The following is a 26,225-nucleotide window of genomic DNA, read 5'->3' as shown; positions in this document are numbered from 1 at the left end:
GATCAGTCCTCGTCCTCTTCGTGTGACTGGAGATCGACCGGCGTCACCGGTTGGATCGTGGAAACCGCGTGCTTGTAAGCAAGCTGCACATAGCCTTCGCGTTCCAGGAGCATGCAGAAAAGATCATACGCAGCGATGCGGCCCTGGAGCATTACGCCGTTCACCAGGAACATCGTTACCTGCACGCCCGCGCTGCGCACGCTCGACAGGAACACGTCCTGAAGCAGGCGCACCTTCTTGCTGCCGTCCGCCGAGCCGCCGAACTGGCGCGCGTCGACCGGCATGCTGGGCATTATGGTCGAGATCGCGTGCTTGTAGACGAGCTGCGACTGGCCATCGCGGCGCAGCAGGATCGAAAAGTTGTCGAACCAGGTGACGATACCCTGCAGCTTTACACCCTTGACGAGGAACATCGTCACCGGCGTCTTGTTCTTGCGCAGCAGATTGAGGAACTGATCCTGCAGGTTCTGGCCCTTGGCGCCCGCCGGCGCGGGTGCGGGTTCCGGTGCCACCTCGACGGCAGGCTTGGGACGAGCCGAGAGAGTACGACCGCTCATGTTGAGTCTCCTGTTGTTGGCGACCGCCGAAGCGAGCCGCAATCTGGCCCCTTGGAGGGCCGATATTCGAGACTCAGTTTAGTGTTTTGCTGCACCGCAGTAAACGCCAAAAATGGAGCGCCTGCCGCTCAGCCCTCCTCGCCATCCAGCTCGCCGTCGCGCCGCTCCGACATGCCGAGGAGCTTCAGCTTGCGGTGCAGCGCCGATCTTTCCATGCCGATGAAGGACGCCGTGCGCGAGATATTGCCGGAGAAGCGGCGGATCTGAACGCGCAGGTATTCGCGCTCGAAGCTCTCGCGCGCCTCGCGCAAAGGAGCGCTCATCATCACCGACACGCGCGAGTCCCCTTCCCCACGGCTGTTGAAGATCTCGGGCGGGAGCATGTCGGCCTCGATCCGCCCGAGCCGGTCACGCGGGGTCATGATGACAGTGCGTTCGACCACGTTGCGCAGCTGGCGGACGTTCCCCGGCCACTCGTAGGCCTGCAGCGCCGCCATGGCATCGACGCCGACTTCGGGGGCTTCCACGCCCTGGTCGCTCGCGAAGCGGGTGAAGAAGTGGTCGACCAGCGGCGGTATGTCCTCGCGGCGGTCGCGCAGGGCCGGTACGATCACGGGGACCACGTTCAGGCGATAGAACAAATCCTCGCGGAAGCGACGCTCGGCGATTTCTTTCTCCAGGTCGCGCGAACTGGACGAGACCACGCGGACGTCAACGCGGATCTGCCGGGTGCCGCCGACGCGGACGAAGGCCTGGTCGGTCAGGACGCGCAGGATGCGGGCCTGGGTCGAGAGCGGCATGTCGGCGATCTCGTCGAAGTAGAGCGTGCCGCCGTCCGCCATTTCCAGCAGGCCCGGCCGCAGCAGGCTGCCGTCCAGCTCCTCGCCGAACAATTCCTGCTCGAACCGCTCAGGCGTGATGCGGGCGGAGTTCACGCAGACGAAGGCGCTGCCGGCGCGTGGGCTCCACGAGTGGAGCAGACGCGCCGCGACTTCCTTGCCGACGCCGGCGGGACCGGTGATCAGCAAGCGACTGCCGGTGTTCGCCACGCGCTTGAGGGTCGCACGAACCTGGTTGATCGCGCTGCTGTTGCCGGTGAACTCTTCCGCGTTGGAAAAGTCATGGCGCAGTTGCGCATTCTCGCGGCGCAGGCGCTCGGTTTCGGTTGCGCGCGTGACCAGGTGGATGAGCTTCTCGGCCTCGAACGGCTTTTCGATGAAGTCGACCGCGCCGCGGCTGATCGCCGCAACGGCAGTGTCGATGTTGCCGTGGCCGGAAAAGATGATCACCGGCAATTCCGGCTCGCGTGCCTTGATGGCGTCGAGCACCTCCAGCCCGTCCATGGCGCTGCCGTGAAGCCAGACGTCGAGCAGCACCAGCGACGGGCGGCGCGTGTCGAGCGCAGACAGCGCGCTCTCGCTGTCACCCGCGGTGCGGCATTCGAAACCCTCGTCGCTGAGGACGCCTGCCACCAGCTCGCGGATGTCGCGTTCGTCGTCTACAATCAGGATCTCGATAGGCATCGCGTTCACATCATCCTGCTGTTCATTCGGCCGCTTCGGGATTGCGGCCCTGCTCGATTGAGCCCGGCGCGAGCGGATCGACGGCGAACCGCATCGTTACTGTGGTTCCTCCGCCTTGCGCGGGCGTGAACGTCATCTCGCCACCATGCTCCTCGACGATCTTGTTGACGATCGCCAAGCCAAGGCCCGTGCCCTTTTCGCGCGTGGTGACATAAGGTTCGATGATCCGGTCGCGGTCTTGCGGCAGGCCGATGCCGTTATCGGTTATTCGCACCAGGATGGCGCCATTGAGCACCTCCAGGCGCACATCGATGCGCCCTTCATAGCTGGCCGCCTCGTGACTGGCGGCGACGTCCTTCGCCTTGGCATCGATCGCTTCGACCGCGTTCTTGAGGACGTTGGTCATCGCCTGGCCGAACTGGTGACGGTCGCAATCGATCATCGGCACATCGCCCACAGACTCGTAGTCGAAGGCGATGTCGGTGCGCGCGACCTCCTGCAGGAACAGTGCCTGGCGGGTGAGCGCGGCAGGATCCTCCGGGCGGAAGATCGGCTTGGGAAGGCGTGCGAAGGACGAGAATTCGTCCACCATCTTGCGCAGATCGCCCACCTGCCGGATGATCGTGCGTGTCAGGTCCTCGAACAGCTCGGGATCCTCGCTGATCTGCTTGCGATAGCGGCGGCTGAGGCGCTCGGTGGCGAGCTGGATCGGGGTCAGCGGGTTCTTGATCTCGTGGGCAATCCGCCGGGCAACGTCCGACCAAGCGGCCTGACGCTGGTCGAGCAGCTGGCGCGTGATGTCCTCGAACGTGATCACGTAGCCGGTCGCATCGCGCGCGATCTTCACCGCAAGGGTCAGGAGCTCGCTGCCCTTGTTGTACTGCACCACACCCCCCGGCTTGCCGCTTGAGACGAGCGCGGCCATCTGCGGAGCGATCTCGGACAGGGGCACGCCAAGCGGGCCTGGGACCGCACGGTCGAGCAGGAGCTTTTGCGCGGTGCTGTTCATCAGCAGCACGGCCCCCTGGGCATCGACGGAGATGATGCCGGACGTGACAGATTCCAGCACGGCCTCGATGAAGGCGCGGCGCTCCTGCAGCTGCATGTTGGCGCCGAGCAGGGCCTGCGTCTGCTTCTCGATCTGCGCGGTCATGCGATTGAAGGCGCGATTGAGCAGGCCCATCTCGTCCGCGCCGGTCCGTCCCTCCACCCGAAGCGCGAAGTTGCCGCTGCCGACCCGGCGCGCGGCGTCGACAAGCTCGTACAGGGGCTTGACCTGCCGATCCGCGAACCGAAGGGCGAGCCATACCGAAAGCCCGACGAGCGCCAAGGCGGCGATGAACAGGGCGATGTTGAACCGCAGCTGGTAAAGCCGCGCCCGGCTCGTCAGCATTTCGTAGCCGCGCACGATGTTCTCGGCACGCTGCCCCTGACTGAAGGCCAGCAAGTCCGAACTGCGCGACGTGTAGAGGTAGACGCCCGAGGCGCGGTCGATGGGGGTCAGCGCGACGATGCGGTTGGCGTTGGCCTCGACCACGAACGGTTCACCGGCATCGATCCGGCGGATCATCCCGGGCTTTACGACCGCCGTCTCGTTGTCTCCGGTCGGATTGACGATTGCGGGCGTAAGCAGTTGACCGTTCGGGCCTTTCTGCAGGATCGCGGACTCGTCGAGGCGACGGTTGCGGACCTGGAAGGCCAGGAACTCGGGAAACTCCGCCGATCCGATCGATTCCTGGCTGAGATAGCCGCGCAAATCGCTCGCCATGGCCAGCGACTCCTGGCTGACGTCGCGTTGCGCTTGCTCGTAGTAGCCGCGCGCCAGCTTGTTCGCGTTCTCCAACAGACCGCGCGAATTGTCGGAAAACCAGAACTCGACGCCCGATTGGAACAGATACGACGCGAAAATCACGACCAGCAGCGTCGGCACCGCGGCGATGACCGAGAAGATGAACACCAGCCGCACGTGCATGCGCCCGTTGCCGCCGATCGTCTGCGCCGCGCGCCGCAGCGCCATCCAGCGGCCGAGCAGGACCAGGATCGCCAGGGCCGGTACGAGCGTGCCGACCAGCAGAGTCGCGGTCATGTTGGACGACAGGAACTCGCCGTTGTTGGCATTGCGGAACAGCGCCACGAACGTCACGGACGTCATGATCAGGAAGGCCACAACCGACACCACCGTGACGATCCCGAAGAAGTTGGCCTTGCGCGCCGCAAGCTGCATCCGCCGCCACCATCGTGGCCACGTGCGTCTGGGTTGGTGGGCGTCGCTCATCGTTGCATTACCACAACAGCCCTGTGGCATTTGCGCAAGGCAATTTCCACGAACGGTTGATCAGATCCTACGAGCGAAGTGTTCCGGGTCGAGGCCGAGATCGCCCAGCCGCTTGCGCAAGGTGTTCCGGTTGATGCCCAACGCCTGCGCAGCGCGCAGCTGATTCCCTCCGGTTTCCCTCAGGATGGTGGCAAACAGGGGGCGCTCGAACGCGGCCAGGGCGGTCTCGTAGATGGCGCCGGAGGCCGGTTGCGCTGCTGCGAGCCAGTGGCGCACCGCCGCATCCAGATCGGCGCCCTGCTCTCCAGCCGCCGCATCGCCTGGCTGGTCGATCGGCAACAGTGGTGCGAGCGCATCGGCATCGATCATCTCCTCGCGCGCCAGCAGCGCGAGTCGGAAGATGAAGTTCTTCAACTCACGCACGTTGCCACGCCACGATTGCCGGCTCAGCAAGGCACCGGCTTGCGCCGTCAGCTGCCGGCGCGGCAGGCCCTCGGCGGCCGCCAGTTGCAGGAAGTGCCGGGCGAGCGCCTCGATGTCGTCCCGCCGCTCGCGCAAGGGCGGCATGTTGATGGGGACGACGTTGAGCCGGTAGTACAGGTCCTCGCGGAACAGCCCTGCGGCGATCAGCGGCTCCAGGTCCTTGTTGGTGGCGGCTACGATGCGCGTGTCCAGCCGCACCTCGTCGCGACCACCGACCCGCCGGATCGTGCCAGATTGCAGCGCGCGCAGCAGCCGCGTCTGCGCCTGCATCGGCATGTCGCCGATCTCGTCCAGGAACAGAGTGCCGCCCGCAGCTTGCTCGAACTTGCCGATGTTGCGCGCGACGGCGCCCGTGAACGCGCCCTTCTCGTGCCCGAACAGCTCGCTTTCGATCAGCTCGGCCGGGATCGCCGCGGTGTTGACCGCGACGAACGGCCCCGTGCGGCGATGACCCAACTGGTGGATGGCCTCGGCCACAAGCTCCTTGCCGGTGCCCGACTCGCCCAGGATGAGGACGGTCAGGTCGTTGCGCAGCACCCGCGTGATCATCCGATAGACGGACTGCATCGCCGCGCTGCGGCCCACCAGCGGCAGCCCCTCGCCCGCAGGCTCCTCCGCCTCCGCAGCGGACGCATTCGCGCCGACGGCCTGGCGCACGGTCCGGGCAAGCTCGTCGATGTCGAACGGCTTGGGGAAATACTCGAAAGCGCCGGTGTCGGTCGCACGCACCGCGGTATCTAGCGTGTTCTGCGCCGAGAGGATGACGATCGGCATCTTGGCGAAGCGGCTGTGAACCGTGGCCAAGGTGTCGATGCCATCCCCGTCCGGCAGCATGACATCCGTCACCAGGGCAGCGAAGCTTCGCTCCGACAGCAGCCGGTCACGTTCGGCGATGGTTTCGCAATGCGTGACGCCGAAGCCTTCCGCTTCGAGCGCCGCTGTGATGACCAGCGCGATCGACGCATCGTCCTCGACCAGCAGGACGCTCATGCGCCGACCTTCTTGCGCTGCGTGCTGCGCACCTTGATCTCACGGGCGAGCGGCAGGTGGACGCGGAAGTGAGTCCAGCCCGTGCTCTCATCGCGTTCGTGACTGATGCGGCCGTTCATGTCGCGCACCAGCTTGCGGACCAGCGGCAAGCCAAGCCCCTGCCCCGACTTCTTGGTCGTGACGAATGGCTCGAAGATGTGCTCGCGCATGGAGGGCGGCACGCCGGGCCCGTTGTCGCTGACCCGCAATTCAATCGGCAAGCGCACCGATCTGCCGGAATCGGTCGCGTGAAGCTGCAAGCCGCTGGCGAAGCGCGTCCGGATGACCACTCGGGCTTCGTTGCCGGCGCAAGCCTCTCGGGCGTTCGAAAGCAGGTTGATCATGACCTGGACGAGCGCATCGGGGCTGCCCAGGACGGCCGGCAACGAGGGGTCGAATTCCTCTTCGATGCGCGGGCCCTTGTCGGCGAGGCTACCCGCCAGCAGCACGTCGATCGCCCGGCGGGCGGCTTCGTGCAAGTTGCACGGCTCCACCTCCGGAGCGGTCTTGCGGCTGAGGCGCTGCATGCGATCGATCAGCGTCGCGATGCGATCGACCTCGGACGTGATCAGCTCGGTCAGCGCGCGCCCGCGCTCGTCGACGTTCCGGGCGAGCAGCTGTGCGGCGCCGCGGATGCCGGCAAGCGGGTTCTTGATCTCGTGCGCCATGATCTCGGGCCCGCGTAGCGCCGCGTTGTCAGGCCCGCCCGAGTCCGCACCGAAGGCGTCGGTCGGCGTGTTGTCGTGGATCGTCAGCAGCTGCCAGCCGGGCCAGTCGAGCACCGGGGCGGCATTGATGTCTATGCGCCGGGTGCCGCGATCCTTGATGGCGATGACGATCTCGCGCGCCGAGACCGGCGTCTCGACATCGTCGATACGCTCCAGCAGTCGCGGGTCGGCCAGGGTGAGGATGGTATCGAGCCGGCGCCCCGCGAGCCGGCGCAGGCTTTGGCCTAGGAACTGTTCGGCCGCCGGATTGGCCGAGGCGATCGTCTGTCCCGGTTCAAGCAGCAGAACCGCATGCGGCAGGCTCGCCAGCTGGCGATGCGCTTCCGGCAGAGCCGCGCGTGTGCCTTGGCTCATGCTCCGGATCTCACGCGGCCTTGCGCTCGCGCCAGGGCGCGTAGAACTCGGCGAGGGTCTGCAGAACCACTTCGGGATCGTCGATGAAGTTGATCCGGTTGCGCATCTCGGCCGAGCCGGGCAGGCCCTTGGTGTACCAACCCAAGTGCTTGCGCGCCATCTTGACCCCGGTGTCGGTGCCATAGAGCGAGAGCATGTCGCGGTAATGTTCGCAGATAAGCTCGAACTGCGCACCCACGCTCGGGCTCGCCATCTGCCCGCCGGTGCGCCACCAGTGCATGACTTGTCCCAGCACCCACGGCTTGCCGTAGGCTCCGCGCCCGATCATCACGCCGTCGGCACCCGATTGGGACAGCGCAGTCGCCGCATCCTCGATCCCGAGGATGTCCCCGTTGACGAGCACCGGAAGCGTAACCGCGTCCTTCACGCGCCGCACAAATGCCCAGTCGGCCTGCCCCTTGTACATCTGGTTGCGCGTGCGGCCGTGGACCGTGATCATCTTCGCGCCGAGATCCTCGGCGATGCGCGCGAGTTCGGGCGCATTCAGGCTGTCGCGGCACCAGCCCATCCGCATCTTGACGGTGACCGGCACGTCAACCGCCTTCACGCAGGCCTCGATCAGTGCGGCCGCGAGCTTGAGGTCTCGCATCAGCGCCGAGCCTGCATCGCCGCTCGTGACCTTGCGGACCGGGCAACCCATGTTGATGTCGATGATCGCGGCACCACGATCGGCAGAGAGCTTGGCCGCCTCCGCCATCTGCGCCGGCTCGCATCCGACGAGCTGCATCGAAACCGGTTCTTCCGACAAGTCCCACGCGGCCTTCTGCACCGACTGGCGGGTCTCGCGGATGGCGGCGGGGCTGGCGATCATCTCGGTTACGTTCAGGCCCGAGCCGAAGCGCCGCACGAGCTTGCGGAACGGCAGGTCGGTGACCCCCGTCATCGGCGCCAGGACCACCGGGCATGCGATCTCGACCGGTCCGACGTGGATCGGCTTGAGGGCGGGAGGGACGGGTAGCTCGGTCATTGTGCAATGCTGCCTAAAAAACAGGCAGCGCATAGTGGATTGCCCCAGGACCGGCAAGTGATTACCGGCACTCGCCATGCCTTTGGACAGCCCTCTCCCGACCGCTGCGGCGATCGTCGTCGCCGCCGGCCAGGGGCTTCGCGCCGGGCAGCCGGTCCCCAAGCAGTTCGCAATCTGGCGCGGCAAGCCGGTCGTGCGCCATTCGGTCGATGCGTTGCTGGCCGCTGGCGTGAGCCCCGTGATCGTGGTGATCCCCCCAGGCGGCGAAGCGCTGGCCGGCAGAGCTCTCGAGGGCATCGTGGGCGACGTGCGCGTGATTGCCGGCGGTGTTCACCGCCAGGACTCTGTCCGCGCTGGGCTGGAATCGTTGGAGGCCGATGGCCCGGCAACCGTCCTGATCCATGATGCGGCTCGCCCCGGATTGTCGAGCAGGATCATCGAGCGCCTGCGCGCGGCGCTTGCCGACCATCCAGGGGCGATACCCGTGCTGCCGGTGGTCGACAGCCTAGCGCATGCGGAAGGTGTGCTGATGGGGGCACCTGCCCGGCGTGAGGCACTGCGCCGGGTCCAGACGCCACAAGCCTTCCGCTATGCCGAAATCCTCGCCGCGCATCGCAACCGGGACGGCGACACCGTTGCTGGCGACGACGCGCAGGTCGCTCAGGCGGCCGGTCTGTCGATCGCACTCGTCGAAGGGGACGAAGCCTTGCACAAGCTGACTTTCGCAACCGACTTCGAGGCGGATGCGCCGCCTGTGCGGGTCGGCTCCGGCTACGATGTCCATCGGTTGGAAGACGGCGAGGAGCTATGGCTGTGCGGCGTGCGCATCGACCACCACCAGGGGCTTGCCGGGCACAGCGATGCCGACGTGGCTATCCATGCGCTGGTCGATGCGCTGCTCGGCGCGCTGGGCGAAGGCGACATCGGCCAGCACTTTCCACCGTCCGATCCGCAGTGGCGGGGGGCATCATCCGACCGGTTCCTGGCGCACGCCACCAACCTCGTCGCGCAAGCGGGCTATCGCCTCGGCAACGCGGACGTCACGATCATCTGCGAGGCGCCGAAGATCGGACCGCATCGCGATGCCATGCGCGAGCGGCTGGCGGAGATCCTCGGCGTTGACAAGCGCGGCGTGAGCGTCAAGGCAACCACCACCGAGAAGCTCGGCTTCACCGGGCGCGGCGAGGGTATAGCGGCACAGGCCGTGGTGAGCCTCGTCAGGAACTGAAAGTCATAACCATGCGTAATCTCGCGATTTTCGGTGCTGCTGCACTGGCGGCCCTGCCCGGCATGGCCCACGCGGCAGCGCCGTGCCTGACGCCAGCCGAAGCATCCTCGCTCGCCGCCTACGCCCTGCCCGCCGCGATCACCGGCACGACCAAGCGCTGCACGCCGACGCTGGCGCCCGGCGCCTTCCTGCGCAAGGGCGGCGCCGAGCTGGCCGGCCGCTATGCCGCGCGCAAGGCCCAGAACTGGCCTTTGGCCAAGGCGGCGTTCTTCAAGATCGGTGGCGGCAGCAAGGACCAGAGCAGCGACTTGCTCAAGCAGTTGCCCGATCCGTCTCTCCAGCAGATGCTCGATGCCATCATCGAGGGCATGGTCGCGCAGGAGATCCCGACCGAGAAATGCGGCGAGATCGACCGGATCGTCGGTCTGCTCGCGCCGTTGCCGGCGCAGAACACGGCAGACCTGATCGCGGTGGTCGTTGGCCTCGCCGGCAAGTCGGGCAAGGCGAAGTCCGACAAGTTCGCGATCTGCAAGGCCTGACGCATGAGCTCTGCCATCCTGTCGGACGCGGTGCTTGCGCTGGCCGAGCGCGTCGTGGCTGAGAACATCGCGGCCAAGCGCAAGGTCGCCATCGCGGAAAGCTGCACCGGCGGGCTCGTCTGCGCGGCGATCACCGAGATCGCCGGCTCGTCAGCCGTGCTGGATCGTGGCTTCGTGACTTACTCCAACGAGGCCAAGCAGCAGCTGCTGGGTGTTTCGGACGATATCCTGGATGCCTTCGGCGCGGTTTCCCCCGCGACCGCCTGGGCGATGGCGCAAGGCGCGCTGCGCAACAGCGAAGCCGATGTGGCGGTGGCGATCAGCGGCATTGCCGGGCCTGGCGGCGGGAGCGAGATGAAGCCGGTGGGCACGGTCGTGTTCGCCTGCGCGCACCGAGACCAGCCGGAGGAAAGCATCAACGCCGAGCAGAAACTGCTCGATGGCAAGGACCGCGCCGAGATCCGGCTTCAGGCGACGCTGGTGGCGCTGGAATTGCTGCTGCCGTAGAGCGCCGCGGCGCGTTCCTCGAAAGCCGAAACCATCTTGCGGAACGCCCGGTCGAAGTACTGGCCGGCGATCTTCTCGAACAGCGGATTGCGGAAGGCGAAGTCCACCGCGAAGTCGATCTCGCATCCGCCCTCGACATTGCGGAAGGTCCAGCTGTTGTCGAGATCGCGCAACGGACCATCGACATACTGCACGCGGATCTGATCCGGGCGATGCTTCTCGACGCGGGAGGTGAACTTCTCCTTCAATGCCTTGAAGCCGACCAGCATGTCCGCGACCATCTCCGTCTCGCTGTCCGAGCGGATGCGCGTGGCGATGACCCAGGGCAGGAACTCGGGATATCGGTCGACATCGGCCACCAGGTCGAACATCTGCTCGGCCGTGTAGGGCATGCCCCGGGTCTCGCGAATGCCCGGCATCAGCGAGCGCCCGCCGCAGCTGCCTTGGCCAGCTGAGCCTCACGCGCGGCGCGCATTTCGGCGAAGTCCTTGCCGGCATGATAGCTCGAGCGCGTCAGCGGCGAGGATGCGACCTGCAGGAAGCCCTTGGCCCGGGCGATGGCGCCGTAAGCCGCGAAGGCCTGCGGGGTGACGAACTCCATCACTTCGGTGTGCTTCGGGGTGGGACGCAGATACTGGCCCATGGTCAGGAAATCGATGTCCGCGCAGCGCATGTCGTCCATGACCTGATGCACTTCGAGCCGTTGTTCGCCCAGGCCCAGCATGACGCCGGACTTGGTGAAGATGGACGGATCGTGGCGCTTCACTTCCTCCAGCAACCGCAACGACGCGTAGTAGCGCGCGCCGGGTCGGATGGTCGGGTAGAGCCGGGGCACCGTCTCCAGGTTGTGGTTGTAGACGTCTGGGCGGGCGGCGACGATCGCCTCTACCGCGCGCCGCATCTTGCCGCGGAAGTCCGGCGTCAGGATCTCGATGGTGGTCTGCGGTGTGTTGGCGCGCAGTTGCTGGATGACCTTCACGAACTGCGAGGCGCCGCCGTCCGGCAAGTCGTCGCGGTCGACCGAGGTGATCACGATGTGCTCCAGGCCGAGCTTGGCCGCAGCCTCGGCCACGTGTGCCGGCTCGTCGGCATCGACGCGGCCGGGCATGCCGGTCTTGACGTTGCAGAAAGCGCAGGCGCGCGTGCAGGTGTCGCCCAGGATCATCACGGTCGCGTGCTTCTTGGTCCAGCACTCCCCGATGTTCGGGCAGGCCGCTTCCTCGCACACCGTGTTCAGCTTGAGATCGCGCATCAACTGGCGCGTCTCCCCATAACCTTTCGACGTCGGCGCTTTGACGCGGATCCAGTCGGGCTTGCGCGCGCGTGGAAGGCTGTCGGAAGGCGGCACCGGCGTCGAGGAAAGGTCGTTCATGACCGCCCAGATAGTCGCATGCGACGGCCCTTGCCAGTGGCAATGTCCAGAGTCATGAGTGCAGCATGACCGACACGCACCCAGACTCGCCCGCCCCGCTCGACCGTCTCATCGATGGCTACCGCCGCTTCCGCACGACAGGCTGGGCGCCGAACAGAGAGCGCTGGGCGACGCTGAACGAAGGCCAACAGCCCGAGGTCATGGTCATCGCCTGCTCGGACAGCCGGGTCGATCCCTCGCAGATCTTCGATGTCGATCCCGGAGATATCTTCGTGGTGCGCAACGTCGCCGCCCTGGTGCCGCCGTTCGAGACCAGTCCCGGTCATCACGGTGTCTCCGCTGCGCTCGAATTCGCGGTGCAGGTGCTGAAGGTGAAGGAAGTCGTCGTGATGGGCCATGGCCTGTGCGGCGGCTGCAAGGCCTCGCTCACGCAGTCGCTGCGCGGTACCGAGCCTGGCCACGGCGGATTCATCGCCGACTGGATCTCGCTGCTCGACGATGCGCGAGAGACCGTGGCGCACGAGCACGGGACCGAGGGACGCGACGCCGAGCGTGCCATGGAACTGGCGGCAGTGCGCGTCAGCCTGGATAACCTGATGACCTTCCCCTGCGTGCGCAGCAAGGTGGCGAACGGCAGCCTCAAGCTGCGCGGGGCCTTCTTCGCGATTTCGGACGGCCTGCTCCACGTTCTCGACGAGAGCACCGGCGAGTTCGCTCCGGCGGTTTGAGCCAAAGAAAAGGGCGCCGGTCACCCGGCGCCCTCTCATGTCATCGGCTGATCTGCCCGGTCAGGCGCCGGGCGCCGCCGCCGTCGGAGCTGCCGGGTTAGCCTTGCCCTTGACGTAGGCGGTCCACAGTTTCGCGACCGGGGCACGTGTGGGGCTGGTCACCTGAGCGAACGTGCTCTGAGCCTCGGCGTACTTGCCCTGGTCCGCCTGCGCGATGCCGAGGCGGGTCAGCACGCGCTCCTTCTCGGTAGCGGGAGCCTTGGACAATGCCAGCTTGTACAGCTCTTCGGCCTTGGCGGGCTGGTCGTAGCTGAGATAGGCGTCGGCGGCACCGTTGGTCGACGCGAAGGTCCCGGAGGCACGGGCATCCTTCTCGTACGAGGCGAGCGAGTTGCGATCGGCCGTGACGCGACCCTGCGCGGTAGTGCGATACTCGGCCACGTCACCAGCAGTCAGGACGCCCGAGGACACGCCGCGATCGATGATCTTCAGCGTCTCGCCAGGCAGGCGGCGGGGATCGGCGTCCTGAACATAGGACAGGTAATCGCCCTTGGAGCTCAGCGAATTGGTGCGTGCCATCAGGCGCATCAGATCGAGATTTTCCTGCGCGCCCAGGCGGTTGACAGCCCGGGTCACCTGAAAGGCCGACTTCCAGCTTTCCGGCGTCGGGTAGTACTCGACGAGCTGCGCCGACAGATCGGTGGCCGGGCCGGCCTGCTTGGCATCGTAAGCCGCCTGCAGCGCGGTGCGGATCGCGCCGTCGCTGGGCTTGGTGCCGGCGGCCTTGGCCTTGGCGATCTCACCCTGCGCCAGCTGCAGCGCGGCGCCCGAGTTGTTGGTGCGCTTGTAGGCATCGGCCAGGATCTTGTCGATCATGCCCTGCTGGTCGCGGTACCCGCCGTCGTACGAGGGCTTGAGATACTGGATCGCGCCGGCATAGTCTCCGGTCTGGTACGCGGTGACGCCGGCCAGGTACTGCAGCTGGCCCACACTGTCGGGCTGCGCGGCACCGCTGTTGATCATGGCGACCAGGCCCTTGTGCTGCATGGCGGGATCGCTCTTCAGCACGCCGATGTTGCGGGTCAGCTCACCCAGCTTGATCTTGTCCAGCGGCGTCGAGGCGACGGCGGCGGCGGCGGCGAGCTTCGCATCGGCACCACCCAGGGCGGCATCGACTTCGGCAGCCGCCGCGGTCTTGGCCGCCGGATCCTTGGCGGCAGCGGCCTTGTCGCTGGCGGCCTTGACTGCGGGCGTCGTGTTGGCTGCGCCGACAGCCTTGTCGAGCTCGGCAGCCGCAGCGCTGAACTCCTTCGAGAACGATCCGCCAGCCGCCTTTTCCTTCTTGGCGGCGAACGCCGGTGCCGGAGCAAACGACGCAGCGACCCCGCTGGACAGCGCGACGGCAAGGGCAACACGAGAAATCAGAAACTTGCGAGCCATTCAGGCCAACTCCTCTCAAGATCCGCAAGCCGCGCCGAGGGTTCGGTCACGAGCCAGCGCCAGAAAAACCATGCGGTCATGACGGCGAATAAACGCCTTGGCAACCGTTCGCCCCACCTGGGGCACGGCCGGTGAACGCGGATTGAATGCGATTTGTTGCAAGATGACGCTGCGACAATGGCATGCACGAAGTGTGGAAAATAGCCGCAGACGCGAGCGGCAAGCCGCCCCACGGCTGGCATTCCCCCTCAGCTTGTCCTAGGGCGAGAGTTCGCACATCCCCGCCAACAGTGAAACGATAAGTAGCGCGTGAGCGACGACACCGAGATTTTGGACCCGCAGGGCCCTTCGGGCGAATACACCCGCGTCGACATCGTCGACGAAATGAAGAACAGCTACCTCGATTACGCCATGAGCGTGATCGTGGCACGCGCCCTGCCCGATGTGCGCGACGGCCTGAAGCCGGTGCACCGGCGCATCCTGTTCGCCAGCCAGGAAGGCGGCTTCGTCGCCGGGCGGCCTTATCGCAAGTCCGCCAAGATCGTCGGCGACGTGATGGGCAACTATCACCCCCACGGCGACAGCTCGATCTACGACGCGCTGGCGCGCATGACGCAGGACTGGTCCATGCGCGTGCCGCTGGTCGACGGCCAGGGCAACTTCGGCTCGATGGACCCCGATCCGCCGGCCTCGATGCGGTATACCGAGGCGCGTCTGGCCCGCGTCGCCAACTTCCTGCTGGACGACCTCGACAAGGACACGGTCAACTTTCAGGACAACTACGACGGCTCGCGGCGCGAACCGCAGGTCCTTCCTGCCCGGTTCCCGAACCTGCTGGTCAACGGGGCCGGCGGCATCGCGGTCGGCATGGCGACCAACATTCCGCCGCACAACCTGGGCGAAGTGCTCGACGGCTGTCTCGCCTATATCGAGAACCCGGCGATCAGCGCGGAGGAACTGCTCGAGATCATCCCCGGCCCGGACTTTCCGACCGCGCCGTTGATCCTGGGCAAGGCCGGGGCCCGAGCCGCCTATCTCACCGGACGCGGCTCGATCATCATGCGCTGCCGCTACGAGATCGAGGACGGTCGCGGCGCCAGCCGTGGTGCCCGCTCGATCGTGCTGACCTCGATCCCCTTCCAGGTCGGCAAGTCGGGCCTGGTGGAGAAGATCGCCGACGCCGCCAAGGAAAAGCGGATCGAGGGCATCGCCGACATTCGCGATGAATCCAATCGGCTTGGCGTGCGCGTGGTCATCGACCTCAAGCGCGATGCGACGCCCGAAGTGGTGCTCAATCAGTTGTGGCGCCACACACCGGCGCAATCGAGCTTCCCGGCCAACATGCTGGCGATCCGCGGCGGCCGGCCCGAGACGCTCAGCCTACGCGACATCATCCAGGCCTTCATCCAGTTTCGCGAAGAGGTCATCACCCGCCGCACCAAGTTCGAGCTGAACAAGGCGCGAGACCGGGCGCACATCTTGCTCGGCCTGGTGGTCGCGGTTTCGAACCTCGACGAGGTGGTACGGATCATTCGCGGGTCGCCCAACCCGGCCGAGGCGCGCGCCAAGTTGATGGCGCGCGAGTGGCCGATCGGCGACATCGCGCCCTACATTCGTCTGGTCGAGGCGATCGAGCCGAGCGCCGAGGAAAGCGGCGGCACGTATCGCCTGTCCGAAGTCCAGGTCCGCGCCATCCTTGACTTGCGCCTGCACCGCCTGACGGCGCTCGGCCGCGACGAGATTGGTGACGAGCTCAAGGAACTCGCCGTCAAGATCGCCGAGTACCTGGCGATCCTGGCCGACCGGGTGAAACTCTATGCGGTCATGCGCGAGGAGCTGGAAGCGGTACGCCCGTTCGCGACTCCGCGCCTGTCCGAGATCGTCGCCGCCGCCGACGGGATCGACGACGAGGACCTCATCGAGCGCGACGACATGGTCGTCACCGTCACCATGGACGGCTACATCAAGCGCACCCCGCTCTCGACCTTCCGCGCGCAGAACCGCGGCGGCAAGGGCCGTGCCGGCATGGCGACCAAGGACGAGGACGTCGTCTCCGAGATGTTCGTCACCTCGACGCACAATCCGGTGCTGTTCTTCTCGACCAGCGGCAAGGTCTATCGCCTCAAGGTCTGGAAGCTGCCGGAAGGCGGGCCGACCACGCGCGGTCGCCCGATCGTCAACCTGCTGCCGGCGCTCGACAAGGACGAGACGATCGCCACCGTCCTGCCGCTGCCTGAAGACGAAGGCACCTGGGGCGCGCTCCATGTCGTGTTTGCCACCGCCAAGGGCAACGTGCGCCGCAACGCGATGGACGCATTCGCCAATATCCCGAGCAACGGCAAGTTCGCCATGCGGTTCGAAGACGACAGCAACGACCGCCTGATCGGCGTGGCGCTGCTGACGGCCGACGACGACGTGCTCCTCGCCACCCGCCAGGGCAAGGCGATCCGCTTTGCCGGTGACGACGTTCGCGAATTCCAGAGCCGTACTTCGACCGGCGTGCGCGGCATGACCCTGAAGGCCGACGATGAGATCGTATCGCTCTCGATCCTGCACCGGATGGGAACCACGGCCGATGAGCGCGAGAGCTACTTGCGCTTCGCCCCGTGGAAGGCGGAACGCGAAGGCGAGCCCGACCTGCCTGCCGACCGCTTCGCCGAGCTCTCGCTGGGCGAGCAGTTCATCCTCACCGTGTGCGCCAATGGCTACGGCAAGCTCTCGTCCGCGTATGAGTACCGGCGGACGGGCCGCGGCGGCCAGGGCATCACCAATATCGACAACATCGCGCGTAATGGTCCGGTGGTTGCGAGCTTCGCTGCGACCAAGGCCGACCAGCTGATGCTGGTGACCGACCAGGCCAAGCTCATCCGCATCGGGCTCGCCTCGCTGCGCGTGATCGGCCGCAACAGCGCGGGTGTGAAGCTGTTCGATGTCGGTTCGGGCGAGCACGTCGTCAGTGCCGTGCGCATCGACGACAACCCGGAACCCGAGAACGAGGCCGAAGAGGCGATCGTCGAGGAAATGGTCGCGCGCAACGCCAACGAGGTCGATATCCCGACCGAAGTCGACCGCGACGATCTCGATCCCAACGACGACGATGCCGATGGGAGCGAGGCGTGAGCGCGCTCGTCGCCTACAAGGTGCTGACGGCCGAGCAGATGGCGCAACTGGAGGCCGAGGGCACGTTCGCGGGCGCTCCGGTCGATCTGGCGGACGGCTATATCCACCTGTCGACCGCCGACCAGCTCGACGAGACCGTGGACAAGCACTTTGCCGGCCAGTCGGACTTGCACCTGGCTGCGGTCGATCTGGAGCCACTGGGCGATGCGGTGAAGTGGGAGCCATCACGCGGTGGCGCCCTGTTCCCGCACATCTACGCCGCGCTGCCGCTGTCCGCCGTGGTCGCGTACGGCGCGCTGGAGCGGGGCGACGATGGCAAGGTGCGATTACCGGTCACGGGCTGATCCGGCCAGCGTCTTCCCGGACTTGATCCGGGACCGGTTTCGTCAGATCGCGCGCTGTCGGTGAAGCGCTTACACGCGAACGGGCGTCATGGCGAAACCGGTCCCGGGTCGAACCCGGGACGACGTGAGACGCCACTGTCCTACCTTGGCGAAAACATCTAGGCGCGGTGTATGACCCATCAAGTTCACATCGTCGGCGGCGGCCTGGCCGGCAGCGAAGCTGCCTGGCAACTCGCCCGCCGGGGCGTCCACGTCCGCCTCTCGGAAATGCGTGGAACCGGCGAGCGTTCGCCGGCACACCAGACCGATGCCCTCGCCGAGCTGGTGTGCTCCAATTCCTTCCGCTCCGACGATGACGAGAAGAACGCCGTCGGCTTGCTGCACCACGAGATGCGCCAGCTGGATTCGCTGATCATGACCGCTGCGGCAAAGGCGCAAGTGCCGGCCGGATCCGCGCTGGCCGTCGATCGCGATGTCTTCTCCGCCGAAGTCGAGGCCGCTCTTGCCGCCCAACCCACGCTGGAGATCGTGCGCGAGCGGATCGACACTCTGCCGCAAACCGGCCTCACCATCGTCGCCACCGGCCCACTCACCGCAGCATCGCTTGCCGAGAGCATCGGCGCGGCGACCGGCGCCGACAGCCTCGCCTTTTTCGACGCCATCGCGCCGATCGTCTACCACGACAGCATCGACATGGACGTGTGCTGGATGGCGTCGCGCTGGGATAAGGGCGAAACCAAGGACTACATCAACTGCCCGATGGACAAGGAGCAGTACCTGGCCTTCCATGCCGGCCTGCTCGCGGGCGAGAAGACGGCGTTCAAGGAGTGGGAGGCGGACACGCCCTACTTCAACGGTTGCATGCCGATCGAGGTGATGGCCGAGCGCGGCGTCGAAACCTTGCGGTTCGGTCCCATGAAGCCGGTCGGCCTGGACAATCCGCGCACCGGTCGCTGGCCCTACGCCGTCGTCCAGCTGCGGCAGGACAACAAGCTCGGCACGATCTGGAACATGGTCGGCTTCCAGACCAAGCTGAAGCATGCCGAGCAAGTCCGATTGTTCCGGACTATCCCGGGCTTGGAGAATGCCGAATTCGCGCGCCTTGGCGGGCTACATCGCAACACCTTCCTCAACTCGCCCGTGCTGCTGGACCGTGAGTTCCGGCTCAAGACCGCGCCGCATGTTCGCTTCGCCGGGCAGATCACCGGCTGCGAAGGCTATGTCGAGAGCGCGGCCGTGGGTCTGCTCGCCGGGCTGATGACCGCTGCCGAGATCACTGCACAGACCTGGTCCTCCCCCCCGCGCACGACCGCTCTGGGCGCTCTGCACGCGCACATTACCGGCGATGCCGAGGCGGAGAGCTACCAGCCGATGAACGTCAACTTCGGCCTGTTCCCGCCGCTGCACGAGGTCAAGAAGAAGCAGCGCAAGGAGGCCTACACGGCTCGCGCAAAGGCCGACTTGGGCGAATGGATGGCATCGACCCGGGCTTGAACCGGGTCAACTACGGTCATCGGCGTGCCGCTCAGCACCCGCACTTCGGCTTCGGGCGCACCGGAGGCGCCGTGGTGCGGAATTCCTGCGGCGTCAGCGCAAGGTCGCGGTCGGCATCGGCCTGACTGAACTTGTCGACGGTGGCTGCGGCCCATTCCTCGAACGTCAGCAGGTTGTTGCCGTCCTTGTCGAGCTTGCGGAACGCCGCCGTGCGCGTCGACAGGAGCTCCGTACGCGTGACGCGGCCGTCGCTGTTGCGATCATAGCGCGAGAAGCGCCGCTGCTCGTTCGTCAGCTCGATCGACTCGGGCGGAGCAGGCCCGCGCAAGCCCGCGACCTCGGCACTGGGCAGAGCGTCCGGCGCATCCTTGCCCGGAGCCGCCGGTATGGGTGGCGGCGCTCCGCGCTCGACTTCGGCGCGGCCCTGCAGCCAGAACAATCCGGCAGCGACGAACAGCAGCGCGGCGACCGCGCCCAGAACGATGCGATTCAATGACTTGCCCCCCTGTTTCCGGCAAGTAGCAGGCCGTCAGAGCCCCAGCAATCCCAGCTTGAGCGCCTCCAGCATGGCGGCAGGCGAGGCAGCGCCGTCCTCCGAGCCCGTCAGCCGACGCCGACGCGTCAGGCCTGCGAGCACCCGCAAAGGCCGTAAAGAGCGGCCGACGCGCGGCAGCTTGCCCGGCATCTCCGCGGCGAGCTGGATAGCGATGGTGCGCTCTTCCTCACGCCCCAGGCGCATGGCCAGGTCCTCGATCCCCCAGATGCGCCCGAGCTGCGCGGCTGCGTCCGCATCCCCGATCCGTCCGAGCACGCGCGCCAGCGCCGCCGCCGCAGCGCCTCGTCCCTCGGCAAAGGCGCGCATGGCATCTGCACCCAACGGCGACGGTGCGGTCAGCGCCTCCCAGGCATCCACCAGTCCGGTCGCCTCGGCATGAGTTGGTCCCCAGCTGCGCAAGGTGGCCAGGATCGGCTCGCCTTGCGGCCAACTTGCGGGATCGTGGCCGATCGATTCCCGCCACCAGGCGAGCCGCAACTGCGCCAGCATGGGCTCGCTGGACCGCCGGATCAGCGTCGCCAGGCGTGCGTCCAGCGCCAGCAGCGCAAGCGTCTGTTCGCGCGCACCGGCGGGCGCGTAGACCAGCGCGAGCCTGGCCACGGCCGGCAGCGTGGCGACAAGAGGATCGTCCTGGTCCATCATGGTTGGCGGGCGCGCGCCGGCCGGCAAAGCGAGCCGGCCGTGCCAAGCCTCAGCGGTAGCAGACTTTCTTCACCGCCTCGACCACGCGCGGAACGTCGATCAGCGCGGCCTTTTCCAGGTTGGCGGCATAGGGTAGCGGCACGTCCTCGTTGTTCACGCGCAGCACCGGGGCGTCGAGGTCGTCGAAGCCGTCCTCCATGCAGATGGCGATGATTTCCGATGCGATGGAGCAGACCGGGAAGCCCTCTTCGGCGACGACGAGGCGGTTGGTCTTCTTCAGGCTGGCGAGCACCGCCTCCTTGTCCAGCGGACGCAGCGTGCGAAGATCGATCACTTCGGCCTCGATCCCTTCGGCCGCCAGCTGCTCTGCCGCCTCCAGCGAAACGCCGACACCGATCGAATAGGTCACGATGGTGACGTCCTTGCCCTCGCGCACGACGCGCGCCTTGCCGATCGGCAGGACGTGATCGTCCATCTCGGGCAGTTCGAAGGAGCGACCGTAGACCAGCTCGTTTTCCAGGAACACCACCGGGTCTTCCGAACGGATCGCCGCCTTCAGCAGGCCCTTGGCGTCCGACGCGTCGTACGGCGCGATGACGACGAGGCCCGGCACCGATGCGTACCACGGTCCGTAGTTCTGAGAATGCTGCGCGCCGACGCGAGCGGCAGCGCCGTTGGGGCCACGGAACACGACCGGACACCGCATCTGCCCGCCCGACATGTAGTTGGTCTTGGCGGCCGAGTTGATGATGTGGTCGATCGCCTGCATGGCGAAGTTGAAGGTCATGAACTCGACGATCGGGCGCAGGCCGCCCATCGCCGCGCCGGTGCCGATGCCGGCAAAGCCGTACTCGGTGATCGGCGTGTCGATCACGCGCTTGGGCCCGAACTCGTCCAGCAGACCTTGCGTGACCTTGTAGGCGCCCTGGTATTCGGCGACTTCCTCGCCCATGACGAAGACGCGCTCGTCGCGGCGCATCTCCTCGGCCATGGCATCGCGCAGCGCCTCGCGGACGGTGGCCGACTTCATGTTGGTGCCGTGCGGGATCTCGGCGGAGGTGGCCGGCTTCACTTCGCTGGCGAGTTGGGTCGTCCCGGTTTCCAGCTTGCTGTCGCCGCCCTTTTCGGCGGGGGCGCCGGCGTCCGACTCGTCGGCCTTCAACTGCTGCTCGGGCTTCTCGACCTTCGGTGCCTTATCCTTCGTCTTCGCAGCCGGAGCGGGCTGTTCGTCCGGACCTTCGGCAGCCGGCGCGGAAGCGGCCTCTGCCTCGTCGCCCTCGCCCGCCATCACCGCGATCACGGTGCCGACCTTCACGCCTTCGGTGCCCTCGGGCACCATGATCTTGCCGACCGTGCCCTCGTCGACCGCCTCGAACTCCATGGTCGCCTTGTCGGTCTCGATCTCTGCAAGGATGTCGCCAGAGGAGACTTCGTCGCCTTCCTTGACCAGCCACTTGGCGAGTTTGCCCTCTTCCATCGTGGGGGAGAGCGCGGGCATCTTGATCTCGACGCCCATCAGTACGTCTCCACCAGCACGTCGGTGTAGAGCTCGGACGCCTCGGGCTCGGGCGAGCTTTCCGCGAAGTCAGCCGCCTGGCCCACCGCCGTACGCACGCGCTTGTCGATTTCCTTCAGACTGGCTTCGGACACACCCATTTCCATCAATTCGGTTTTCGCATGCTCGATCGGGTCTCGCTTCTCGCGCACGCCCTGCACTTCCTCGCGCGTGCGGTACTTGGCGGGATCGGACATAGAGTGCCCGCGATAGCGGTAGGTGTTGAGCTCCATCAGCACCGGACCGTTGCCGCCCCGCACGTGCTCGATCGCGATCTCGGCGGCCTTGCGCACCTCGAGCACATCCATGCCGTCGACCTGCATGCCGGGAATGCGGAACGCCGTGCCGCGGCGATAGAAATGCGTCTCGGCCGAGGAGCGCTGCACCGCGGTGCCCATCGCGTACTGGTTGTTCTCGATCACGAAGATGATCGGCAGCTTCCACAGCGAGGCCATGTTGAAGCTTTCGTAGACCTGCCCCTGGTTGGCCGCGCCGTCTCCGAAATAGGCGAGGCAGACGCCGCCATCCTCGCGGTACTTGTGCGCGAATGCGAGGCCGGAGCCCAGCGGCACTTGCGCACCGACGATGCCGTGGCCGCCGTAGAAGCGGTGCTCGACGCTGAACATGTGCATCGAGCCACCCTTGCCCTTCGAGATGCCGGAGTGGCGCCCCGTCAGCTCGGCCATGATGACCTTGGGATCGATGCCGTAGGCCAGCATGTGCCCATGGTCGCGATAGCCGGTGATGACCGAGTCCAGTCCGCCCTTCAGCGCCGATTGCAGGCCGACGGCAACCGCTTCCTGGCCGATGTAGAGGTGGCAGAACCCACCGATCAGGCCGAGCCCGTAGAGCTGGCCCGCCTTCTCCTCGAAGCGGCGGATCAGCAGCATCTGCTCATAAAAGTGCAGCAGTTCTTCCTTGCTCGCCTTGTACCGGCGATCGGCGGCATGCGCCTCGGCCAGGCTGCGCAGCGCGAAATCCTCGTCCTGCTCTGTCATATCGTTGGGCGGCGACGGCTCAGCGTTCGGCAATGATCTATCCTGAGTGGCTGCGAGTCTGGTCGCTCATATAGGATCGTGTGGGCGATAGAGAAACCCGGCCAAACGCAATTGCGCCACTGTGCAACATTATGTCTGATGCAATGGGTGCTCGTCAGGGCTGCTTGGGCAGCAGCATGACCATCTCGTCGGGATGCGCGACGTTGAGATTGCTGCGCAGCAACTCGCCGGCAAGGTCGGGATCGGCGTGGCGCGGATCGAGGAGTTTCACGCGGTTGCGCATGTGATCGCGCTGTGCCGTGAGCTGCTCGATCTTCTTCTGTTGTTGTGTGAGAAGATGCTCGTTCTCGCTCCAGGCGAGGAAGCCGCTCGGCCCGGCGACGACAAAGCCGGCCATGAGCAGGAGCGCACCGAGTGCAGCCGCCTGCACGGCACGATCCTTGACAAACTTGGGTTCACGTCGCCCGGTTCTCATACGGCGAAACAAAGCCACAAAATTCCCGTCGGATCAACAGAATACAAGGGCGTCCTGCCCGGTCTGTCGCAACTCGCGACGAGCGGGATAGTTGCCTGAGAAACGCGCGCCTCGACAAACGTCGCTTCTGCTTCGATCCGCGACGCGCGAGTGCCGTCGGCGCCGCTTGTGATTTGCCGCACCGGCTCTAGATTCGCACCGACACACAACGTCTGATCGGAGTGCAGGCAGACCATGGCAACTGAAACGGCAGTGGCGGACGAACTGAAGCTCACGCCGCCCGACCCGGTGCCCGCAGTCACGCCCGAGCGGGCGGCCGGTCTCGTGCCGGTGGGCGAGGAGCAGAAGACCAAGCTGCAGCTTCGCGTCACCGACTATGTCGATGCGCTGGTGGCGCAGGATGCGAACTCGCCCGAATTCGGCCAGCGCGTGGACGAGATCACCAACATGGGCCGCCGCGAGATCGCGGCGGCTGCGGGGCAGTCCAATCGCTTCCTGGACCGGCCGGTGCGCGCGATGGACGGCACCAGCGGCGTCGGTGCGGACCTTGCCGAACTGCGCCGCACGGTCGAAGATCTCGATCCCTCGCGCAAGGGCAACCTGCTCGCCCCACGCAAGCTGTTCGGCGTGATCCCGTTCGGGTCCAAGCTGAAGACCTACTTCGACAGCTACCAGAGCGCGCAGAGCCACATCAGCGCGATCCTGGCGCGCCTGCAGGGCGGCAAGGACGAACTGCTGATGGACAATGCCGCCATCGACGTGGAGCGGCAGAACCTGTGGAAGGCGCTCGGCAAGCTGGAGCAGATGATCTTCATGTCCAAGGCGCTCGACGCGGAACTGGAGCAGCGCGCCGCCGACCTCGACCACAGCGACCCGGCCAAGGCCAAGGCGATCCGCGAGACGGCGCTGTTCTACGTGCGCCAGCGCACCCAGGACCTGCTGACGCAGATGGCCGTCTCGGTGCAAGGCTACCTGGCGCTCGACCTGGTCAAAAAGAACAACGTCGAACTGATCAAGGGCGTCGATCGCGCCTCCACCACGACCGTGGGCGCGTTGCGGACGGCGGTGACGGTAGCGCAGGCAATGACCAGCCAGAAGCTGGTCCTCGATCAGATCACCGCGCTGAACACGACGACGGCCAACATCATCGATGCCACCGGCCAGATGCTGAAGGACAACACCGCGCGCATCCACGAGCAGGCGGCGGGCGCTACGATCCCGCTGGAGACGCTCAGCCGCGCGTTCCAGAACATCTACGATACGATGGATTCGATCGACACCTTCAAGGTGAAGGCGCTCGACAGCATGAAGCAGACGGTGACTGCGCTGGAAGGCGAGGTGGGCAAGTCCAAAGCCTACATCGCCCGTGCACAAGGACAGGCCGATGGCGCGCCGCACGTTCGCAGCGGCACGGGCGAAAAGGGACTGCTGGAGGCGCTGGACTAAGCGACGATGGCAAACGCCAACCTGCCTGCAACCCGCCGTCCCGTTCCGCTTGCGCTTCTGAAGGAGGCGCGGCGCCAGCGTGCCTTTCGGCTGCGCCGCGCGCGCCAGAAGCGGTGGCAATGGCGCATGCGGCGCCTGCGGCGGGCCGTCGCAGCCGTGGTGGCGATCGCCGTGGCGACCATCGCGGCGGGGCTGATCCTCCCGGGTGGATTACCCGACAACTTCTTCCTGCTGGCGATGCTGACAGCGTTCGTGGCGTTTTGCCTGCTGGCGATCTATCCGGCCAGTCCCAAGCCGCGTGTGGAGGACCTGGAGCAAGCCGACCTCGGCGAACTGGCCGCCACGACCGAGCTGTGGCTGGAGAGCCGGCGTAACGCCCTGCCCCCGCCTGCGCTCGATGCCGTGGATATGATCGGCGTTCGGCTGGAACAACTCGCACCGCAGCTTGAGACGCTCGACCCTATGGCGCCTGCCTCGCGCGAGGTGCGCAAGCTGCTGACCGAGCATCTGCCGGGTCTGGTGAACAGCTATACCCGCATTCCGTCCTCGCTGCGCGGGCAGGAACACGCCGGCTCGACGCCCGCTGCGCAAGTGACCGAAGGTCTGCATGTGATCGCCAAGGAGATCGAGGCGATGTCGCTCGACCTCTCGCGCAACGATCTGGATGCGCTGGCGGTGCGCGGACGGTTCCTGGAAACCAAGTACATCGCCGCGCCGAAGGGATGACGATGATCCGGGCTCGACCCGGGTCCGGTTTCGGCAGCGAAGACCCTCGCTAGTCACCGCGACAATTTCGTAGATGCTTCCCGATTGGCTCCGGGCGGACCCGAAAAAGGCGGGGCCGGCAGCGAATGCCGGCCCCCCATTTGATCAGAACGCGGCGGTGAGCGATCCGATGATGGTCGATCCGGCGATCGAGCCGGTGCCGTCCTGGCCGCGCGAGAAGCTGGGCTGCAGATAGGCGGACTCGCCCTTGCCGATGTCGGTGTCGATGTAGGCGACGCCGAGCGTCAGCGGAGTGCCGGGGATGACATAGTCGGCGCCGATCAGCCAATCCCAGTACTCGCCGGTGGGCGCGACGGAGGTTGCGAACGGCCCGAGGCCCTTGTTGCCCTTCGAGTAGCCGATGTGCGCCTTCACGGTCAGGCCGGTGTCGGGGATCCCGGCGGCGGCATCGCCCCAGAGGTAGAGGTTGTAGTTCTTGTCGCCCGGATCGGTGTAGACGCCGTTTGCCGCGTCGAGGCCGGTGGCGTACCAGGCGCCGAGCGCTTCCTGCTTGGGCGCATAGGCAACGCCAGCGGTGAGCGAAAGCGGGCCGGTGGTGCCCGACAGCTTGGCGTAAGGCTCGATGAAGTCGGTGTTGTCGAAGCCGCCCGGATACATGTACCAGGTCGCGCCGACGTCGATCGTCGCACCCTCGCCGATCGGAGCCTTGAAGCCGGCGATCAGGTCGAGCTCCATGTTGGCGCCGCCGAAGGTACCCCAGCCCGACAGGTTCGAACCCCAGGTGCCGACGTAGAAACCGCTCTCATGGCTGACGGTGATGCCGCCCTGGACAGCAAGTTCCCTGTCGCTCTGCGAAACGCCGCGGAAGCGGTACTCGCTGACGATGCCGACGCTGCCGGTTACCGTGACAGGCTTGGCCGGTTCTTCCTGGGCTGAAGCGGGAGTGGCGGTCGCGAGGATCGCGGCGGCAAAGCCGGCCGCAGTGGCCAGAAGACGCATTTTCATAGTGGAACACCCTCATGTTTCGTTCGGCGTTCCGTCCTGCGCTACAGCGCCGAGCCATGGCTACGTGGCCGGCT

At 66.3% G+C, this 26,225-nt stretch carries 24 protein-coding genes; 9 read left to right on the top strand and 15 right to left on the bottom strand.

Annotated elements, in window-relative coordinates; genetic code table 11:
- Nucleotides 1–2 precede the first annotated feature (2 nt).
- The 6 genes from hfq to dusB form a co-directional block, all read right to left on the bottom strand.
- Nucleotides 3–557 carry an RNA chaperone Hfq gene (gene hfq / locus HNO88_RS00455; RefSeq protein WP_184241681.1) on the bottom strand — a complete coding sequence of 185 codons (555 nt, stop codon included), beginning with the start codon at nucleotides 555–557 and terminating at the stop codon, nucleotides 3–5.
- Between the two features lie 128 nt (nucleotides 558–685).
- Nucleotides 686–2,080, bottom strand: a complete 1,395-nt coding sequence (gene ntrX, locus HNO88_RS00450; protein WP_184241679.1) for a nitrogen assimilation response regulator NtrX — start codon at nucleotides 2,078–2,080, stop codon at nucleotides 686–688.
- Between the two features lie 22 nt (nucleotides 2,081–2,102).
- Entirely contained in the window at nucleotides 2,103–4,304 is a 2,202-nt protein-coding gene (locus tag HNO88_RS00445) for a sensor histidine kinase (protein WP_184241677.1), read from the bottom strand.
- A 111-nt stretch (nucleotides 4,305–4,415) separates the two neighbouring features.
- Nucleotides 4,416–5,828 carry a sigma-54-dependent transcriptional regulator gene (locus HNO88_RS00440; RefSeq protein ID WP_184241675.1) on the bottom strand — a complete coding sequence of 471 codons (1,413 nt, stop codon included), beginning with the start codon at nucleotides 5,826–5,828 and terminating at the stop codon, nucleotides 4,416–4,418.
- The gene (locus tag HNO88_RS00435) at nucleotides 5,825–6,949 is read right to left on the bottom strand and encodes a two-component system sensor histidine kinase NtrB (protein ID WP_184241673.1); all 1,125 of its coding nucleotides are present in this window, start codon (nucleotides 6,947–6,949) and stop codon (nucleotides 5,825–5,827) included. The genes HNO88_RS00440 and HNO88_RS00435 overlap by 4 nt, the downstream gene beginning before the upstream one ends.
- 10 nt (nucleotides 6,950–6,959) lie before the next feature.
- Nucleotides 6,960–7,976, bottom strand: a complete 1,017-nt coding sequence (gene dusB / locus HNO88_RS00430) for a tRNA dihydrouridine synthase DusB (protein WP_184241671.1) — start codon at nucleotides 7,974–7,976, stop codon at nucleotides 6,960–6,962.
- 76 nt (nucleotides 7,977–8,052) lie between these two features.
- On the opposite strand from dusB, the gene HNO88_RS00425 reads away from it, so the two are divergent.
- Genes HNO88_RS00425 through HNO88_RS00415 form a run of 3 tightly spaced genes read left to right on the top strand, consistent with a single transcriptional unit; the run spans nucleotide 8,053 to nucleotide 10,250 of the window.
- A complete protein-coding gene (locus HNO88_RS00425; RefSeq protein ID WP_184241669.1) occupies nucleotides 8,053–9,204 on the top strand; it encodes a bifunctional 2-C-methyl-D-erythritol 4-phosphate cytidylyltransferase/2-C-methyl-D-erythritol 2,4-cyclodiphosphate synthase in 1,152 nt (383 codons plus the stop codon).
- 11 nt (nucleotides 9,205–9,215) lie between these two features.
- Nucleotides 9,216–9,743, top strand: coding sequence for a hypothetical protein (locus tag HNO88_RS00420; RefSeq protein WP_184241667.1), 528 nt, complete (start codon nucleotides 9,216–9,218; stop codon nucleotides 9,741–9,743).
- A gap of 3 nt (nucleotides 9,744–9,746) precedes the next feature.
- On the top strand, nucleotides 9,747–10,250 hold the full coding sequence (locus HNO88_RS00415; RefSeq protein WP_184241665.1) for a CinA family protein: 504 nt from the start codon (nucleotides 9,747–9,749) through the stop codon (nucleotides 10,248–10,250).
- Here HNO88_RS00415 and HNO88_RS00410 read toward each other — a convergent pair.
- Together HNO88_RS00410 and lipA are read right to left on the bottom strand one after the other, a co-directional pair.
- Nucleotides 10,211–10,669, bottom strand: coding sequence for a type II toxin-antitoxin system RatA family toxin (locus HNO88_RS00410; protein ID WP_184241663.1), 459 nt, complete (start codon nucleotides 10,667–10,669; stop codon nucleotides 10,211–10,213). The two genes, HNO88_RS00415 and HNO88_RS00410, sit on opposite strands and share 40 nt — an antisense overlap.
- Nucleotides 10,669–11,622: a lipoyl synthase gene (gene lipA, locus HNO88_RS00405; RefSeq protein ID WP_184241661.1), complete on the bottom strand. Its 954-nt coding sequence runs from the start codon at nucleotides 11,620–11,622 to the stop codon at nucleotides 10,669–10,671. The genes HNO88_RS00410 and lipA overlap by 1 nt, the downstream gene beginning before the upstream one ends.
- Before the next feature lie 65 nt (nucleotides 11,623–11,687).
- Between lipA and HNO88_RS00400 the strand changes: the two genes are divergently transcribed.
- Nucleotides 11,688–12,350, top strand: a complete 663-nt coding sequence (locus tag HNO88_RS00400) for a carbonic anhydrase (protein WP_184241659.1) — start codon at nucleotides 11,688–11,690, stop codon at nucleotides 12,348–12,350.
- Between the two features lie 60 nt (nucleotides 12,351–12,410).
- Here the strand turns inward: HNO88_RS00400 and HNO88_RS00395 are convergent, their stop codons facing one another.
- Nucleotides 12,411–13,790, bottom strand: coding sequence for a hypothetical protein (locus HNO88_RS00395; protein ID WP_184241658.1), 1,380 nt, complete (start codon nucleotides 13,788–13,790; stop codon nucleotides 12,411–12,413).
- 309 nt (nucleotides 13,791–14,099) lie between these two features.
- Here HNO88_RS00395 and gyrA point away from each other — a divergent pair, with 309 nt between their 5' ends.
- From gyrA to trmFO, 3 genes are all read left to right on the top strand, one after another.
- Nucleotides 14,100–16,910, top strand: coding sequence for a DNA gyrase subunit A (gyrA, locus tag HNO88_RS00390; RefSeq protein WP_184241656.1), 2,811 nt, complete (start codon nucleotides 14,100–14,102; stop codon nucleotides 16,908–16,910).
- Nucleotides 16,907–17,254: a DUF952 domain-containing protein gene (locus HNO88_RS00385; protein ID WP_312856964.1), complete on the top strand. Its 348-nt coding sequence runs from the start codon at nucleotides 16,907–16,909 to the stop codon at nucleotides 17,252–17,254. Before gyrA ends, HNO88_RS00385 begins: the two co-directional genes overlap by 4 nt.
- A 171-nt stretch (nucleotides 17,255–17,425) precedes the next feature.
- A complete protein-coding gene (trmFO, locus tag HNO88_RS00380) occupies nucleotides 17,426–18,748 on the top strand; it encodes a methylenetetrahydrofolate--tRNA-(uracil(54)-C(5))-methyltransferase (FADH(2)-oxidizing) TrmFO (RefSeq protein ID WP_184241654.1) in 1,323 nt (440 codons plus the stop codon).
- 31 nt (nucleotides 18,749–18,779) lie between these two features.
- On the opposite strand, the gene HNO88_RS00375 is transcribed toward trmFO, so the two are convergent.
- The 5 genes from HNO88_RS00375 to HNO88_RS00355 all read right to left on the bottom strand — a co-directional run bounded on the left by HNO88_RS00375 (nucleotide 18,780) and on the right by HNO88_RS00355 (nucleotide 22,929).
- Nucleotides 18,780–19,241, bottom strand: coding sequence for an EF-hand domain-containing protein (locus HNO88_RS00375; protein ID WP_184241652.1), 462 nt, complete (start codon nucleotides 19,239–19,241; stop codon nucleotides 18,780–18,782).
- Between the two features lie 36 nt (nucleotides 19,242–19,277).
- Nucleotides 19,278–19,946: a hypothetical protein gene (locus HNO88_RS00370; protein WP_184241650.1), complete on the bottom strand. Its 669-nt coding sequence runs from the start codon at nucleotides 19,944–19,946 to the stop codon at nucleotides 19,278–19,280.
- A 49-nt stretch (nucleotides 19,947–19,995) separates the two neighbouring features.
- Nucleotides 19,996–21,462 (bottom strand): pyruvate dehydrogenase complex E1 component subunit beta, encoded by a 1,467-nt coding sequence (locus HNO88_RS00365; RefSeq protein ID WP_184241648.1) that lies wholly within the window; start codon nucleotides 21,460–21,462, stop codon nucleotides 19,996–19,998.
- Nucleotides 21,462–22,499, bottom strand: a complete 1,038-nt coding sequence (gene pdhA / locus HNO88_RS00360; protein ID WP_184242344.1) for a pyruvate dehydrogenase (acetyl-transferring) E1 component subunit alpha — start codon at nucleotides 22,497–22,499, stop codon at nucleotides 21,462–21,464. Before pdhA ends, HNO88_RS00365 begins: the two co-directional genes overlap by 1 nt.
- Nucleotides 22,500–22,653: 154 nt before the next feature.
- The gene (locus HNO88_RS00355) at nucleotides 22,654–22,929 is read right to left on the bottom strand and encodes an FtsB family cell division protein (protein WP_312856963.1); all 276 of its coding nucleotides are present in this window, start codon (nucleotides 22,927–22,929) and stop codon (nucleotides 22,654–22,656) included.
- A gap of 279 nt (nucleotides 22,930–23,208) precedes the next feature.
- Here HNO88_RS00355 and HNO88_RS00350 point away from each other — a divergent pair, with 279 nt between their 5' ends.
- The gene (locus tag HNO88_RS00350; protein WP_184241645.1) at nucleotides 23,209–24,420 is read left to right on the top strand and encodes a toxic anion resistance protein; all 1,212 of its coding nucleotides are present in this window, start codon (nucleotides 23,209–23,211) and stop codon (nucleotides 24,418–24,420) included.
- A 6-nt stretch (nucleotides 24,421–24,426) separates the two neighbouring features.
- Nucleotides 24,427–25,146: a hypothetical protein gene (locus tag HNO88_RS00345; RefSeq protein WP_184241643.1), complete on the top strand. Its 720-nt coding sequence runs from the start codon at nucleotides 24,427–24,429 to the stop codon at nucleotides 25,144–25,146.
- 144 nt (nucleotides 25,147–25,290) lie between these two features.
- Here HNO88_RS00345 and HNO88_RS00340 read toward each other — a convergent pair whose 3' ends face one another.
- Nucleotides 25,291–26,145, bottom strand: a complete 855-nt coding sequence (locus HNO88_RS00340) for a TorF family putative porin (protein ID WP_376768744.1) — start codon at nucleotides 26,143–26,145, stop codon at nucleotides 25,291–25,293.
- Nucleotides 26,146–26,225 lie beyond the last annotated feature (80 nt).

The organism is Novosphingobium chloroacetimidivorans (assembly GCF_014204535.1).
Taxonomy (GTDB): Bacteria; Pseudomonadota; Alphaproteobacteria; order Sphingomonadales; family Sphingomonadaceae; genus Novosphingobium; species Novosphingobium chloroacetimidivorans.
The sequence above is the reverse complement of the archived record's forward strand: the minus strand, read 5'-3'. Positions and strand labels throughout refer to the sequence as shown.